The organism is Devosia sp. 1635, from assembly GCF_013185955.1.
Taxonomy (GTDB): domain Bacteria; phylum Pseudomonadota; class Alphaproteobacteria; order Rhizobiales; family Devosiaceae; genus Devosia.
In genome coordinates, this window is the sequence record NZ_JABAOM010000003.1 from 417,273 (window position 1) to 431,150 (window position 13,878).

Annotated in this window: 21 protein-coding genes; 14 read left to right on the forward strand and 7 right to left on the reverse strand. The window is 63.8% G+C overall.

Annotated elements, in window-relative coordinates:
• Positions 1-117: 117 nt before the first annotated feature.
• From HRU92_RS14280 to HRU92_RS14290, 3 genes are read left to right on the forward strand one after another with little or no spacing between them, the layout of a single operon-like run.
• Positions 118-831: a Tim44/TimA family putative adaptor protein gene (locus HRU92_RS14280; RefSeq protein ID WP_172121693.1), complete on the forward strand. Its 714-nt coding sequence runs from the start codon at positions 118-120 to the stop codon at positions 829-831.
• An 18-nt stretch (positions 832-849) separates the two neighbouring features.
• The gene (locus tag HRU92_RS14285; RefSeq protein WP_172121694.1) at positions 850-1,440 is read left to right on the forward strand and encodes a Smr/MutS family protein; all 591 of its coding nucleotides are present in this window, start codon (positions 850-852) and stop codon (positions 1,438-1,440) included.
• On the forward strand, positions 1,437-1,802 hold the full coding sequence (locus HRU92_RS14290) for a helix-turn-helix transcriptional regulator (protein WP_172121695.1): 366 nt from the start codon (positions 1,437-1,439) through the stop codon (positions 1,800-1,802). The genes HRU92_RS14285 and HRU92_RS14290 overlap by 4 nt, the downstream gene beginning before the upstream one ends.
• A gap of 155 nt (positions 1,803-1,957) precedes the next feature.
• On the opposite strand, the gene hslU is transcribed toward HRU92_RS14290, so the two are convergent.
• From hslU to hslV, 3 genes are read right to left on the reverse strand one after another with little or no spacing between them, the layout of a single operon-like run.
• Entirely contained in the window at positions 1,958-3,268 is a 1,311-nt protein-coding gene (hslU, locus tag HRU92_RS14295; protein ID WP_173088396.1) for an ATP-dependent protease ATPase subunit HslU, read from the reverse strand.
• Entirely contained in the window at positions 3,261-3,806 is a 546-nt protein-coding gene (locus tag HRU92_RS14300; RefSeq protein WP_172121697.1) for a GNAT family N-acetyltransferase, read from the reverse strand. The genes hslU and HRU92_RS14300 overlap by 8 nt, the downstream gene beginning before the upstream one ends.
• Positions 3,803-4,363: an ATP-dependent protease subunit HslV gene (gene hslV / locus HRU92_RS14305; RefSeq protein WP_172121698.1), complete on the reverse strand. Its 561-nt coding sequence runs from the start codon at positions 4,361-4,363 to the stop codon at positions 3,803-3,805. The genes HRU92_RS14300 and hslV overlap by 4 nt, the downstream gene beginning before the upstream one ends.
• 144 nt (positions 4,364-4,507) lie before the next feature.
• On the opposite strand from hslV, the gene hisB reads away from it, so the two are divergent.
• The 8 genes from hisB to coaA all read left to right on the forward strand — a co-directional run bounded on the left by hisB (position 4,508) and on the right by coaA (position 9,333).
• Complete coding sequence (gene hisB, locus HRU92_RS14310; RefSeq protein ID WP_127754970.1) at positions 4,508-5,095, forward strand: imidazoleglycerol-phosphate dehydratase HisB; 588 nt, start codon at positions 4,508-4,510, stop codon at positions 5,093-5,095.
• Positions 5,096-5,214: 119 nt separating this feature from the next.
• Positions 5,215-5,562, forward strand: a complete 348-nt coding sequence (locus tag HRU92_RS14315; protein ID WP_164854926.1) for a DUF2628 domain-containing protein — start codon at positions 5,215-5,217, stop codon at positions 5,560-5,562.
• Complete coding sequence (gene hisH, locus HRU92_RS14320; protein ID WP_172121699.1) at positions 5,559-6,212, forward strand: imidazole glycerol phosphate synthase subunit HisH; 654 nt, start codon at positions 5,559-5,561, stop codon at positions 6,210-6,212. Before HRU92_RS14315 ends, hisH begins: the two co-directional genes overlap by 4 nt.
• Positions 6,209-6,940: a 1-(5-phosphoribosyl)-5-[(5-phosphoribosylamino)methylideneamino]imidazole-4-carboxamide isomerase gene (gene hisA / locus HRU92_RS14325; RefSeq protein WP_172121700.1), complete on the forward strand. Its 732-nt coding sequence runs from the start codon at positions 6,209-6,211 to the stop codon at positions 6,938-6,940. Before hisH ends, hisA begins: the two co-directional genes overlap by 4 nt.
• A complete protein-coding gene (locus HRU92_RS14330; RefSeq protein ID WP_172121701.1) occupies positions 6,941-7,258 on the forward strand; it encodes a hypothetical protein in 318 nt (105 codons plus the stop codon).
• A gap of 4 nt (positions 7,259-7,262) precedes the next feature.
• Positions 7,263-8,066, forward strand: a complete 804-nt coding sequence (hisF, locus tag HRU92_RS14335; protein WP_173088398.1) for an imidazole glycerol phosphate synthase subunit HisF — start codon at positions 7,263-7,265, stop codon at positions 8,064-8,066.
• Positions 8,063-8,380 (forward strand): phosphoribosyl-ATP diphosphatase, encoded by a 318-nt coding sequence (locus tag HRU92_RS14340; protein WP_172121703.1) that lies wholly within the window; start codon positions 8,063-8,065, stop codon positions 8,378-8,380. The genes hisF and HRU92_RS14340 overlap by 4 nt, the downstream gene beginning before the upstream one ends.
• Positions 8,380-9,333: a type I pantothenate kinase gene (gene coaA / locus HRU92_RS14345; protein ID WP_172121704.1), complete on the forward strand. Its 954-nt coding sequence runs from the start codon at positions 8,380-8,382 to the stop codon at positions 9,331-9,333. The genes HRU92_RS14340 and coaA overlap by 1 nt, the downstream gene beginning before the upstream one ends.
• A gap of 3 nt (positions 9,334-9,336) precedes the next feature.
• Here the strand turns inward: coaA and HRU92_RS14350 are convergent, their stop codons facing one another.
• Positions 9,337-9,687 carry a VOC family protein gene (locus tag HRU92_RS14350; RefSeq protein WP_172121705.1) on the reverse strand — a complete coding sequence of 117 codons (351 nt, stop codon included), beginning with the start codon at positions 9,685-9,687 and terminating at the stop codon, positions 9,337-9,339.
• A 113-nt stretch (positions 9,688-9,800) separates the two neighbouring features.
• Between HRU92_RS14350 and dapB the strand changes: the two genes are divergently transcribed.
• Positions 9,801-10,634 carry a 4-hydroxy-tetrahydrodipicolinate reductase gene (gene dapB / locus HRU92_RS14355; protein ID WP_172121706.1) on the forward strand — a complete coding sequence of 278 codons (834 nt, stop codon included), beginning with the start codon at positions 9,801-9,803 and terminating at the stop codon, positions 10,632-10,634.
• Positions 10,631-11,245 (forward strand): 2,3-bisphosphoglycerate-dependent phosphoglycerate mutase, encoded by a 615-nt coding sequence (locus tag HRU92_RS14360; protein WP_172121707.1) that lies wholly within the window; start codon positions 10,631-10,633, stop codon positions 11,243-11,245. Before dapB ends, HRU92_RS14360 begins: the two co-directional genes overlap by 4 nt.
• On the opposite strand, the gene HRU92_RS14365 is transcribed toward HRU92_RS14360, so the two are convergent.
• Together HRU92_RS14365 and HRU92_RS14370 are read right to left on the reverse strand one after the other, a co-directional pair.
• Entirely contained in the window at positions 11,242-12,117 is an 876-nt protein-coding gene (locus HRU92_RS14365; RefSeq protein ID WP_349236655.1) for a bifunctional helix-turn-helix domain-containing protein/methylated-DNA--[protein]-cysteine S-methyltransferase, read from the reverse strand. The two genes, HRU92_RS14360 and HRU92_RS14365, sit on opposite strands and share 4 nt — an antisense overlap.
• Before the next feature lie 62 nt (positions 12,118-12,179).
• On the reverse strand, positions 12,180-12,662 hold the full coding sequence (locus tag HRU92_RS14370) for a DUF2244 domain-containing protein (protein WP_173088400.1): 483 nt from the start codon (positions 12,660-12,662) through the stop codon (positions 12,180-12,182).
• Between the two features lie 45 nt (positions 12,663-12,707).
• Here HRU92_RS14370 and nth point away from each other — a divergent pair, with 45 nt between their 5' ends.
• Positions 12,708-13,400 (forward strand): endonuclease III, encoded by a 693-nt coding sequence (gene nth, locus HRU92_RS14375; protein WP_173088402.1) that lies wholly within the window; start codon positions 12,708-12,710, stop codon positions 13,398-13,400.
• Here the strand turns inward: nth and HRU92_RS14380 are convergent.
• On the reverse strand, positions 13,397-13,849 hold the full coding sequence (locus HRU92_RS14380; protein WP_172121711.1) for a DUF2214 family protein: 453 nt from the start codon (positions 13,847-13,849) through the stop codon (positions 13,397-13,399). The genes nth and HRU92_RS14380 overlap by 4 nt on opposite strands.
• Between the last annotated feature and the right edge of the window lie 29 nt (positions 13,850-13,878).

A 13,878-nucleotide genomic window follows, 5' to 3' on the forward strand; every position in this document is an offset into this window, starting at 1 on the left:
TGCAACTTGCCCGCTGGCGAACTGGTTTCGCCGTCAGCTTTGCCTATATATAGAAACACTTCGTGCGCATGCGAGCGCATCAGCGTCCTTTGCGGCGCTTCAAGCAAAGGTGCATTGATGGACGATTTTCTCGATCTGCCCACTCTCATTGTGATCGTGGTAGCCGTGATTGTTTTATTCCGGCTGCGTTCGGTGCTGGGAACGCGGACGGGAACCGAGCGTCCACCCGTCGAGCGCCGCAAGCCCGCCGAGGCCGCTGCCGCCGACGATACCGTCGTGCCGCTGCGCCCGCGTGGTGCCGGCCAACCTGAACTTGATGACGAGCGGCGCGCCCGCAAGCTCGAGGCCGAAATCGAGCAGCATTCGCGCGGCAATCAGCCTTTGGCACAGGGCATGCGCGATGTCGCGGCGGCCGACCCCACCTTTACGCCAAAATCTTTCCTTGATGGCGCCAAGCAGGCCTATGAAATGATCGTGACCGGCTTTGCCGCCGGCGACCGCGCTCTGCTCAAGACGCTGCTGGAAAAGGACGTGTTTGACGGGTTCAACCGCGCTATCACCGACCGAGAAGCGGCGGGCCAGACCGTCGATTTCACCTTTGTGGGCCTCCCCAAGGTGGAAATCTCGGAAGCCGAGAACAATGGCAAGTCCGTTCTCGTGACCGTGCGCTTCCATGCCGAAGTGGTTTCGGCCACCCGCGACAAGGACGGCAATCTGGTTGAAGGCAATGCCGATCAGGTGCAAACCGTCGCCGATGAATGGACCTTTGCGCGCAACCCCAAGTCGCGCGATCCTAACTGGAAGGTCATCACCACCAGCCAGCTCGACTGATCCGAGCCGGCCACCCCCATGTCCAAGCGTGATCCCAAGCGGCTGCCGCATGACTTCCACTTGTGGACGACGGTCGCCGCAACGGTGGATCCGCTCCGGCGCAAGGGGCTGATGCGCATGGGGGCTGGGCCGCTGCCCATGCCGCCGGCCGAAACGCCCGCTGAGCCCCCTGCGCGGCCCGCTCCCGGCAAGCCCAAGCCGCCCCGCAAACCGTTCCTCGCGCCGTACCAGGCGCCGCTCCCCAGCGCACCACCTCCCGAGCGCAGCATCGAGCCCGCCATCCATAAAAAGGTGCGCAAAGGCCGGATCGATATCGATGGCACCATCGATCTGCACGGCATGACCCAGAACGAAGCGCGCAGCGCGCTGCATCGCTATGTGCAATCGCGCTGGGCCCGTGGCGATCGCACGCTCCTCGTCATCACCGGCAAGGGTGCCCGTACCGACAATGACTACATTGCCGCCATGAACGAGCGCGGCGTTTTGCGCACCATGCTGCCGATCTGGCTGAGCGAGCCGGCGCTGTCGCCACTGGTATCAGGCTGGACCTTGGCGGCGCGCGGCCATGGCGGGGAGGGGGCGTGGTATGTGCGCCTGCGCCGCCAATGACCCCCCTTGGTGCTAAATTGCGCGCGCTGCGCGAAGAACGCGGCATCCAGCTCAAGGACATGGCAGCGGCGCTCCAGGTGTCGAGCGCCTATCTATCCGCTCTCGAGCACGGCCGGCGCGGCAAGCCCACCGGCTTTCTGCTCCACCGCATCATCGCTTATTTCAACGTCATCTGGGACGAAGCCGAGGAACTGCAGCGCCTCGCGGAAATCAGCGATCCGAAGATCACCATCGACACCGCCGGCATGGTGCCCGAAGCCACCGAGCTCACCAACCGCCTCGCCGCCGATATCGGCAAGCTCACCGCCGAAGACCTGCGGTTCCTGCACACCGAACTCGTCCGCCGCTCCACCCGCCGTTAGTTTTGGTCTGTTATGGCGCCGTGCTGTCTGTCGGCTCACCGCCCCATCCCACCCCCGATGGTTGGCTACTCAACCTTTACGCGGCTGGAAGCCATCACGCGGGCAAAATCAAAAGGGGTGAGAGAGCCACCTCCCACCCCTTCACACCCAAAAGACTACAGCACGAACTTGCTCAGATCCGTGTCCGCCGCCAGCACGCCGACCTTTTCGGCCACGAAGGCAGCGTCAATCCGGATGGTCTCGCCCTGCTTATCGGGTGCCTCGAACGAGATGTCTTCCACCAGCCGCTCCAGCACTGTTTGCAGCCGCCGGGCGCCGATATTTTCCACCGACGAGTTCACCCGCACCGCCGCGTCGGCAATCGCCTCGATGGCATCGGGGGTGAATTCCAGCGTCACCCCTTCCGTGGCCATCAACGCCACATATTGCTTGATGAGGCTGGCTTCGGTATCGCTCAAAATGCCGATGAAGTCCTCGCGGGTCAGCGCCTTGAGCTCGACCCGGATCGGCAGGCGGCCCTGCAATTCGGGCAGCAGGTCCGAGGGCTTGCTCACATGGAACGCGCCCGAAGCGATAAACAGGATATGGTCGGTTTTGACCGGCCCATATTTGGTCGCGACGGTCGTGCCTTCGATCAGCGGCAACAGGTCGCGCTGCACGCCTTCGCGCGATGGCCCGCCCTGCACGCCGCCCTCGCGCGCCGCCACCTTGTCGATCTCGTCGATGAAGACGATGCCGTGGTTTTCCACCAGCTCGATCGATTCGATCTTGAGCTGTTCCTGGTCGAGCAGCTTGTCGGCTTCCTCGGCGATCAGCGGCTCATAGGCATCCTTGACCTTGAGCTTGCGCTTGACCCCGCGCCCGCCCATTGCCGACTTGAACATGTCCGATAGATTGATCATGCCGATCCCGCCATTGGGCATGCCCGGCATCTCAAAACCACCAGTCGAGGGCGATGGGGTCAGCTCGATCTCGATTTCCTTGTCGTCGAGCTCGTTGGCCCGCAGCTTCTTGCGGAACGAGTCGCGGGTCGAAGGCGTCGCCGACGTGCCCACCAAGGCATCGAGCACCCGCTCTTCGGCATTATGATGCGCCTGCGCCTGCACATCAGCCCGGCGCTTGTCGCGCAGCACGGCAATGCCCGCTTCCACGAGGTCGCGGATGATCTGCTCCACATCGCGCCCGACATAGCCCACCTCCGTGAACTTGGTGGCTTCCACCTTGATGAAGGGGGCCTGCGCCAACCTGGCGAGGCGGCGCGAAATCTCGGTCTTGCCGACGCCCGTGGGCCCGATCATCAGGATATTTTTCGGCGTCACTTCCCGCCGCATCTCCGGCGGCAGCTGCTGGCGGCGCCAGCGATTGCGCAGCGCCACGGCCACAGCGCGCTTGGCATCGGCCTGACCCACGATATTGCGGTCGAGCTCGGAAACGATCTCGCGCGGGGAAAAATTGGTTTCACTCATTTCTGTCACTTTCCGCAGTGCCTTGCTGTTGAACCGCCGCGCGGTCCAGGAAGCGCACCATCATGTGTTCGTCGATAAATCGACCGTTCACGTAAAGGCACCGGGGATCGGTGCCGTAGATTGTAAAGCCCGCCTTCTGGTAGAGCCGAATGGCCGGCTGATTGAATGTGCCCACCATCAGGTGCAGCTGGATCACCTCGCCCCGGGCATGGTCCACGGCCGCCTCAATCAGGGCCAGGGCGGCGCCTGTGCCACGCAGTGCCGGTTGCACATAAACCTGCAACAACCAGCCGCGGTGGCTGTCGCGCTCGCCGCGTTCGCGATCATAAACCACCACGCCGGCCAGCGCCTCGGCATCGGTCACGACGCCAAACACCGCCCGCCGGCTGAGAAAATCCTCGATCTCCTGGCGAGGCCGCGCAGCAAAGCTTTCCGCCGAACTGGCATAAGCTTCAGGATGATCGCGCAGCGCTTCGAGCCGCAGGCCGAGATAGGCGTCGAAATCCTGCCGCGTCAGCCGGCGGATGGTCCAGGTCACGCGTCGAGCTCGATGGTTTCCATCGTCACATTGCCATTGGTGTATACGCAGATTTCCTCGGCTATTTTCATGGCGCGGCGCGCAATATCTTCCGCGTCCAGATCGGTCGCCTGATGCAGCGCCAGCGCCGCTGAGTGAGCGTAATTGCCGCCCGAACCGATTGCGATCACACCGTGATCCGGCGTCAGCACATCGCCATTGCCGGTGAGAACGAGCGTGTCCTTCTTGTCGGCCACGATCATCATGGCTTCAAGCTTGCGAAGATATTTGTCGCCGCGCCAGTCTTTGGCCAGCTCCACGGCCGCCCGCATCAGCTGGTCGGGATATTGCTCGAGCTTGGCTTCGAGGCGCTCAAAGAGGGTAAAGGCGTCCGCGGTGGAGCCGGCAAAGCCGCCGATCACCTTGCCGCCGGCGAGGCGTCGCACCTTCTTGGCGCCGTGTTTCATCACGGTCTGGCCCATGGACACCTGGCCATCGCCAGCCACCACGACCTTGTTGCCCTTGCGCACGGAAACGATCGTCGTCCCGTGCCAGCCGGGGAATGCTGCATCACTCATGGGGAGAACTCCAGAACTTGTCGCGTCTTACTTAAGCGCAGCCCCGGTGATTTCAATGTGGGTGCCGCCGAGCCCTCTGGGCCTCAATGCAATCTTTAAGGCTGGGGCGCTACATGCTAGGGAGCCCGACGCCCGGAGGCCCCAATGCGCACTGCCACGATCGCCCGCAAGACCAACGAAACCGACATCCGCGTGTCCATCAATCTCGATGGCACCGGCAAGCACGCCATGGCGACGGGTGTCGGCTTTTTCGATCACATGCTCGACCAGCTGGCGCGCCATTCCCTCATCGACATGGAGATCAGCTGTACCGGCGATCTGCACATCGACTTCCACCACACCGTGGAGGATGTCGGTATCGCGCTGGGCCAGGCCATTCGCGAGGCCATTGGCGACAAGCGCGGCATCAACCGCTATGCCAGCTGCGATCTGCCTATGGACGGCACCCTGACCCGGGCGGCGCTCGATGTCTCGGGCCGCCCATTTCTCGTCTTCCGCGCCCAGTGGAGCCGCGACAAGATCGGCGAGATCGACACCGAGCTGTTCCAGGAATTCTTTCAGGCTTTTGCGGTCAATGCCGGCATCACGCTTCACATCGAGAACTTCTATAGCGACAACAGCCACCATCTGGCTGAGTCGATGTTCAAGGCCGTCGCCCGTGCCCTGCGCGTGGCGCTCGAGATCGATCCGCGGGCGGCCGATCGCGTTCCCTCCACCAAGGGTACGCTCTAGGCTTTCGCTGCGGCCCCTTTTGCCCTAATGGAGCAGCAGCGGGCGGGAACACCCCGCGCGGCGGCCCCCATGACCCGGGTCCGCCCTCCGCCGCGCTCTTTGTGCACTGGAGCCAACTGGTGACCTTTTACGCCATTTTTGACGCCAAGCCCGGCCAGGCCGATCTGCCGGTGGCCGTGGGGGATCGCTTCTCCTGGCTCGCCTTCTGGCTGCCCCCCGTCTTTGCGCTGCGCCATGGGCTCTGGCTCGAACTGCTCGTCTACGTGCTCCTCGTCCTTGCGCTCGGATTTGCCTCCCTTTGGCTGGGGCAGGGCGCCACCACAGCTCTTTACGGCGTGCTGGCCGCGTCGATCGGCTTTGCCGCGCCCGCGCTGCGCCGGGCCAAGCTGACGCGCGCCGGCTGGACCTATCGCCGCGAACTCTGGGCACCCTATCCCGAACAGGCTCAACTGGAGGCCCTGCAATGAGCCGCGTTGCCATCATCGATTACGGCGCAGGCAATCTGCATTCGGCCGCCAAGGCCTTCGAGCGGGTGGCCGCCGGCTTCGAACACCCACCTGAAATCCTCGTCACCGCCGACCCTGAAGTGGTGCGTGGCGCTGACCACATCATGCTGCCTGGCGTCGGCGCCTTTGCCGATTGCAAGCGCGGTCTCGATGCCGTGCCCGGCATGGTCGAAACCCTCAACAGCAAGGTCATTGCCGGCGGCACGCCGTTTCTGGGCATCTGCGTGGGCATGCAGCTCATGGCCGGCGAAGGCCGCGAAAAGGAAATCACCCCCGGGCTTGGCTGGATTCCCGGTCCGGTCGAGCGCATCGCCCCCAGCGATCCCAGCCTCAAGATCCCGCATATGGGCTGGAACACGCTCCGCTTCGAGCGCCCCCATGCGCTGTTGTCTGGGATCGCCGACGGCCCTGATGGGCTCCACGCCTATTTTGTCCATTCCTATCACCTGCGCCCCACCCATCCCGAGCACCTCATCGCCACCGCCGATTACGGCGGCCCGGTGACCGCTTGCGTTGGGCGCGACAATCTCTTTGGCGCGCAGTTCCACCCGGAAAAATCCCAAACCCTGGGCCTGCGCCTGATCGAAAACTTCCTGAGGTGGACGCCATGATCCTCTTCCCCGCCATCGACCTCAAGGATGGCCAATGCGTGCGCCTCAAGCTTGGGGACATGAACCAGGCCACCGTCTTCAACGACGATCCGGCTGCTCAGGCCAAGAGCTTTGAAGATCAGGGCTTTGAGTATCTCCACGTCGTTGACCTCAATGGCGCCTTTGCCGGCCAAAGCGTCAACGGCGCGGCGGTGGAAGCCATTCTCAAGACGGTGAAGTTTCCCGTCCAGCTCGGCGGCGGCATCCGCAATTTTGACCATATCGAAGCCTGGCTCGACAAGGGCCTCGCCCGCGTCATCCTCGGCACCGTCGCCGTACGCGACCCCGCCCTCGTCAAGGAAGCCGCCCGCAAATGGCCGGGCCAGGTCGCCGTTGGCATCGATGCCCGCGGCGGCATGGTGGCGGTGGAAGGCTGGGCCGAGACCTCCGAGCTCAGCGTCATCGAGCTCGCCCGGCGCTTTGAAGGCGCTGGCGTGGCCGCCATCATCTATACCGATATTGATCGTGACGGCGTGCTTGCGGGCATCAATTGGGACTCGACCTTCGAGCTTGCCCGCGCCACCGGCATTCCGGTGATCGCCTCGGGCGGCCTGGCGTCCATGGCTGATATTGAGCGCCTGACCCAACCCGATGCGCAGGTGCTCGAAGGCGCCATCACTGGCCGCGCCCTTTACGATGGGCGCATTGATTCACGTGAAGCCCTGACGCTGCTGCGGCAGGCGGCCTGAATGGCGAACCGCTTTCCCTGGCGGTTCTACCTTCTGGCGCTCGCCGTCATCGTCTTTCTGGCCCTCCTGCCACTGATGTCGGTATGGCTAGCCACAAGTCTTGCTGATTGGCACAATTGCCAACTGGACGAAGGCTCGGTTCATGCCTGCATGATCGCCGGGGCCGATTGGGGCGAAGCGCTTTACGCCATGGCCCTGATGGGCTGGCTGATGCTGGCCAGCATTCCGCTCGGTGGCGGGGCCGTGCTGGTCTGGCTGATCATGCTTACTATTCACTGGCTGGCCTGGCGCCGGCACACGCGCCTGCCGCAAGGATAATCCGATGAGCCTCAAGACCCGATTGATCCCCTGCCTTGATGTGATGGGCGGCCGCGTCGTCAAGGGCGTGCAGTTCGTTGACCTTCAGGATGCCGGCGATCCCGTCCAGGCCGCCATGGCCTATGACGCCGCCGGCGCCGATGAGCTGACCTTCCTCGATATTGCCGCCAGCCATGAAGGGCGCGACACCATTGTCGATGTGGTCCGCCGCACGGCCGAACATTGCTTCATGCCAGTAACCGTTGGCGGTGGAGTGCGCACCGTGGAAGATATTCGCCGCCTGCTGCTGGCCGGCGCCGACAAGGTCGCCATCAACTCCGCCGCCGTCAGCGATCCCGATTTCATTGCCCGCGCCGCCGACAAGTTCGGCAATCAATGCATCGTCGTCTCTGTCGACGCCAAGGCCCGCGCCGAGGGTCCCGGTTGGGAAATCTGGACCCATGGCGGGCGCAAGCCGACGGGCATTGATGCGGTGGAATTTGCCACCCGCATGGTCGAGCGCGGCGCCGGCGAATTGCTCGTGACCTCCATGGACCGCGACGGCACCAAGACCGGCTTTGACCTTCCCCTCACCCGCACCATCGCCGATGCCGTGGAAGTGCCGGTGATCGCCTCGGGTGGCGTCGGCACGCTCGATCACCTGGTCGAGGGCGTGCGGGATGGTCATGCCAGCGCCGTGCTGGCCGCGTCCATCTTCCATTTCGGCACCTTCACCATCCCCCAGGCCAAGCAATATCTGCGCGACCATGGCGTTGCCGTGCGCATGGACCCGCCCGATGTCGAACCCGAGCAAAGGATTGCCCCATGACCCTCGAGGAACTCGACGCCCGCATCGCTTTGCGCGCCAGCGCCTCGCCCGACCAGAGCTACACCGCCAAGCTCCTCGCCCGGGGCATCGAGAAATCGGCGCAAAAGCTCGGGGAAGAAGCCACCGAAGCCGTGATTGCCGCCGTCACCCGCAACAAGCCCGAACTCACCAAGGAAGCCGCCGACGTGCTGTATCATCTGCTTGTCGTGCTGCGCGCGGCTGACGTGCCGCTGGCCGATGTCATGGCCGAGCTTGACCGCCGCACCGCCCAAAGCGGGCTCGAGGAAAAAGCTGCGCGCGGGGCAGGGCAGTAATGGCCAAGCTCAAGCGTCGGCCCCCCGAGCCCTACCATCATCTCACCAAGGCGCAATGGTCCAAGCTGCGCGCCGATGAACCCATGACCCTGACGCGCGAGGACGTCGCGCGCCTGCGGGCGCTGTCCGACCCAATTTCACTGGAGGAAGCCGAGGAGGTTTATCTCCCCCTCACGCGCCTGCTGTCCTTCTATGTCGAGGCGGTGCAGGGCCTGCATCACATTTCCACCCGCTTCCTCGGCACCCCCGATCAGCGCGTGCCCTTCATTATTGGCGTCGCCGGTTCGGTTGCCGTCGGCAAATCCACCACCGCCCGCATTCTTCAGGCGCTGCTGCGCCGCTGGCCGGCGAGCCCCAAGGTCGATCTCGTCACCACCGATGGCTTTTTGTACCCCAATGCCGTTCTCGCTGAACGCGGGCTCATGGAGCGCAAGGGTTTCCCCGAAAGCTATGATCGCGCCCGCATTGTGGGTTTTTTGGCTGATGTGAAATCGGGCAAGGGCAAGATCTCGGTGCCGGTTTATTCCCACCTCGTTTACGACGTCGTACCCGGCGAGGAAGTGGTAATTGATCGCCCCGATATCCTCATTGTCGAGGGGCTGAACATCCTGCAGACCGGCGAACTCCCCAAGACCGGGGACCCGATCCTCTTTGCCTCCGATTTCCTCGACTTCTCCATCTATATCGATGCGGACGAGGATGATCTGCGCGACTGGTACATGGAGCGGTTCTTCCGCCTGCGCGAAACTGCCTTTCGTGACCCCAGTTCGTTCTTCCGCCGGTTTGCCGATATGACCGAGGAAGAGGCCGGGGCCTTTGGGAACAAGGTCTGGGAAACCATCAACCTGCCCAATCTGCTCAATAATGTGCTGCCGACCCGTGGCCGCGCCGATTTGATCCTCAAAAAGGGCAAGAGCCATTTGATCGAGGAAGTGCGCCTGCGTCGCGTCTGACGCTTAGTACGTCCCCGGCCGCGGCTCGCTTAAGACGATCTGGTTGCCGTCGGGGTCGCGCAGCTTGGCGGTCTTGAAGAAATCACCCATCGATTTGGCCACCGGCTCGATGCCTACGCTTTTGAGCCGGAGCAATTCCCCCGCCAGATCATCGACGATCAGCGTCAGCGTCGATGCACCCGCCCGGTCCCCGTCGGTAATTAGCTGGATCCAGCCATCGGTTGGCAATTTCCATTCGGCCACATCGCCCAGCGGGCGCGAATCGGCCTCCCGACCGAACAACAGCTCATACCAAGGCAGCGACTCGCCGAAATCGTCGACCGCGATGCCCGCAAGCGCATTGGTGATGGTCATGCAAGATCTACCCCGCCCTTAGAGTTTCCCAACCTAGCACGCCGGTCCCCGCGGGGCACGCAGTTGGCGCGGCCCGATGGCGCTGCTATAGGCAAAGCCGAAAATCGGAGTAGATGATGGCGGAACTGAGGGTAATCATCGCGGGCGCCGGCGGGCGCATGGGCGCAGCCAATATTCGGGCGCTGGTCAACCATCCCGGCGTGGTGCTCCACGCCGCCGTGGATCGGCCCGGCTCAAGCGTGCTCGGGCGTGATGCCGGCACGCTAGCCGGGCTCGAAGCCCTCGGTGTTCCGGTGGTCGATTCGCTCGATACAGCGCTGCCCGGCGCGGACGCCATCATCGATTTCACCGCCCCCGCGGTTAGCGTCGCGCTGGCACAGCGGGCCGCTGACACTGGCTTGATCCATGTGATCGGCACTACCGGCTGCACCCCCGAGGACGACGCCGCGATTGCTGCCGCTGCCAAGGCCGGCGCACGGATCGTCAAGTCCGGCAATTTCTCCCTCGGCATGGCCGTGCTGTCGAACCTCGTGGAACAGGCCGCTGCGGCCCTTGCCGATTACGACATCGAAATCGTTGAAATGCATCATAGCCGCAAGGTCGACGCTCCCTCGGGCAGCGCCCTGATCCTGGGGGAAGCTGCCGCGCGCGGTCGCGCCGTTTCGCTCGAGGAAAAATCCGTGCGCGTGCGCGACGGCCATACCGGCCCGCGTGAAGCCGGCACGATCGGCTTTGCCACCCTGCGCGGCGGCACGGTCGTTGGCGATCACAGCGTGATCTTTGCCGGCCCCGGCGAGCGCCTGGAACTCGGTCACCGCGCCGAAGACCGCGGCATCTTTGCCAATGGCGCCCTGCGCTCTGCGCTCTGGGCCCGCGATCAGGCCCCCGGCCTTTACACCATTGCCGATGTGCTCGGCCTCACCCAGTCATCAAGGACCTCATCATGACCGGCACCCTGATCCTTGTCCGTCACGGGCAAAGCGAATGGAACCTGCTCAACCTCTTTACCGGCTGGCGTAACCCCGACCTGACCGAGCAGGGGATGGAAGAGGCCCGCGCCACCGGCAAGGCGCTGAAGGCCGCTGGCATCGTGCCTGACCTTTATTACACCTCGGCTCTGCGTCGGGCCCAGCACACGCTCGATCTGATGCTCGAGGAAATGGGGGTGCTGAATTGCACCATCATCCGCAACACTGCGCTCAATGAACGCGACTATGGCGACCTCTCGGGTCTCAACAAGGATGATGCCCGCGCCAAATGGGGCGAGGAACAGGTGCTGATCTGGCGCCGCTCCTATGATGTGCCCCCTCCTGGCGGCGAATCGCTCAAGGACACCGCGGCCCGCACCTTGCCTTACTACGAAGCCGAGATCCTGCCGCGTCTCCAGGCCGGCGAAACCATCCTCATTGCTGCCCATGGCAACTCGCTGCGCGCCATGGTCATGGCCATTGAGGGGCTGACGCCCGAGCAGATCCTCAAGCGCGAGATCGCGACCGGCCAGCCCACGGTTTACGAGATCGGCGGCGACGGGGCGCTGGAGCGCCGCATCGAGCTCTAGGTTTCACGTGAAACCGGGTGGGTGGCCGAAATGACCCCGGCTTCCCACCCCAGGATCGCGCGCTTGCGCGGCACGCCCCAATGATAGCCCGTCAGTGCCCCTGAACTCCCCACCACCCGGTGGCAGGGCACCACAAAGCTGATCGGGTTCTTGCCCACGGCCGCCCCCACCGCTCGCGATGCTGCCGGCCGCCCCACCTGGCGCGCCACCTCCGCATAGGTGCTGGCCTGCCCCAAGGGGATCGACAACAGCGTCTCCCAGACCTTGACCTCAAAATCGGTACCGATCAGCACCACCCGAACCGGCTGCTCGGGGGACCAATGCTCGGGCGAAAACACCTGACCAACCATCGGCGCGATCCGCGCATCGTCGCGAATGAAGCGGGCATTGGGCCAGCGCTGCGCCAGATCCTCGAAGGCCCGCTCGATGCTGGTTTCGCCATCAGCAAACCCCAGCCCCGAAATGCCGTAGTCGGTGGCAGTCACGACGGCGGTCCCGAACGGGGAGGGGGCCGCGCCCCAGATCATGTCGATCCCAGCGCCACCGGCCCGGAACACGCCGGGCGGCATCGCCTCATAGGTCACGAACAGATCATGTAGCCGCGAGGTCGAGGAGAGACCCACTTCATAGGTGGTGTCGAGTACGCTTTGCCGGCTCGCCAGCAGCGATTTGGCATGGTCGAGCGCCACCGCCTGGGCAAAGGACTTGGGCGTCAGCCCGCACCAGCGGCGAAACAATTCGCTGAGCGAACGCTCGCTTTGCCCCAGCGCACGGGCGAATCGGGCGAGATCGAGTTCATCGGGGCCCGTTTCGCTGAGATAGCGAATGGCCGCGCGAATCGCCTCGTAGTCATCGGCTGCGGATATGGTCACATGCGTGTTCATGGGAAGGAGGCTAGGACAATGCGCCCCCGCAAGCGACCCGAAAACAACGTCTAGGCGCGCGCCTTGCGCAGGGCCGAACCGAAGGCCTTGCTGAAGCTCGAGAGGTCATCGGGATGCAAGAACGCCCCCACTGGCGTATCGAGCCCGCCCGAGCGCAGCAACAGCCCCGTCGTGCGCTCGTTGATATCGCGCTCGATCACCAGCCGCACTTGGCGCGGGTCAAACAGCTGCGTGCTGGTTTCGCCCTTGGCCCCGATGCTGGTCAGCTCGAGCCGATCCTTCCACAGCCGCACCTGTTCGGCCTGCTTGCCGCCCTTGATCGAGGCATGCATGGCCCAGGCAATGGCAATCACATCGAGGCCCATGAACCCGATCACCGGCCAGGCGCCCATGGCAAAAAAGATGATACCGGGGATCAGCGCGAGGACGCCTGCCAAGGCAACAACGAACCAGCCACCGCGTCGCGACAGGGAGCGGTGTGGCGTCAGCCTAGCTGCAAAGAGCGGCACTGTGGTTGTAGCTTGCATCGACATGGTAAAGCTCTCAAGCCATATAACCCCAAAGCGGGGAGTGAGAAAATGCCGCCATTAAAAAAAGTGAAGTCACTGCCTCCCGCGGCTATCGCGGCGATCTTCGAGCGCTTCCACAGCATAGACCCTGAACCGAAGGGCGAACTCGAATATGTCAACGCCTTCAGTTTGTTGGTGGCCGTGGTGCTTTCGGCGCAGGCGACCGATGCCGGCGTCAACAAGGCGACCCGCGCGCTCTTTCAACTCGCGCCCACCCCCGCCGCCATGGTGGCGCTTGGCCCCGAGCGCATCGAGGAAATGATTCGCACCATTGGCCTGTTCCGCACCAAGGCCAAGAATGTCTATGCCCTCAGCCAAAAGCTCCTGGCCGAGCATGGCGGCGAGGTCCCGGCCGATCGGGAGGCGCTGGAATCCCTGCCCGGCGTCGGGCGCAAAACCGCCAATGTCGTGCTCAATATCTTTTTTGGCCAGCCCACTATGGCCGTCGACACCCATGTGTTCCGGGTCAGCAACCGCACCGGCATCGCTCCAGGCGCCACGGTGCTGGCGGTGGAAACCCGGCTCATGCAGGTTATTCCACCTGAGTATGCGCTCCATGCCCATCACTGGCTGATCCTGCACGGCCGTTATATCTGCAAGGCGCGCAAGCCCGAATGCTGGCGCTGCCCCATCCGGCAATGGTGCCTGTTCGAGCCCAAGACGCCCGCACCCGGCGGCGGCCCCCAAGCGCTCTCGAGCTAGCTGCCGTAACCCCGCGCCATCATCGCAGCAAAGATCGGCACGAGGATGAGAAAGCCCAGTTCGGCATGGAGGAACCGACGCTGCCGGCGGATTTCACCTTCGCTTGGGCGAAAGCCGGGATCGGCGCGAAGCGCTTTGCGCCACCGGCCAAAGGCAATTGTGGGCGCAATTGACAGCAGGCCCACCGCCACAAAGGCGGCCATCTTTCCCCAGAAGGCGTGATTGCTGAAATAATAGTCCGGACCCGCGGCACCCCAGTACAGCCGCATCACTCCCACCAGCACCACCAGCATTGCGGCGCCGCCATAAACAGCGTCGAGCCGCGCCAAGCGCTGCAGCTGCACGCCGTTGAGACCGGGACGCAGCAGCACGAATTCGGCTGCGATCGCGCCAACCAAGGTGAACACCGCTAGATGGTGACCGATCGCCAAGGCAAGATCTGCATCCATCTTCCGCTCCATTGTTGACGCTGTTCACA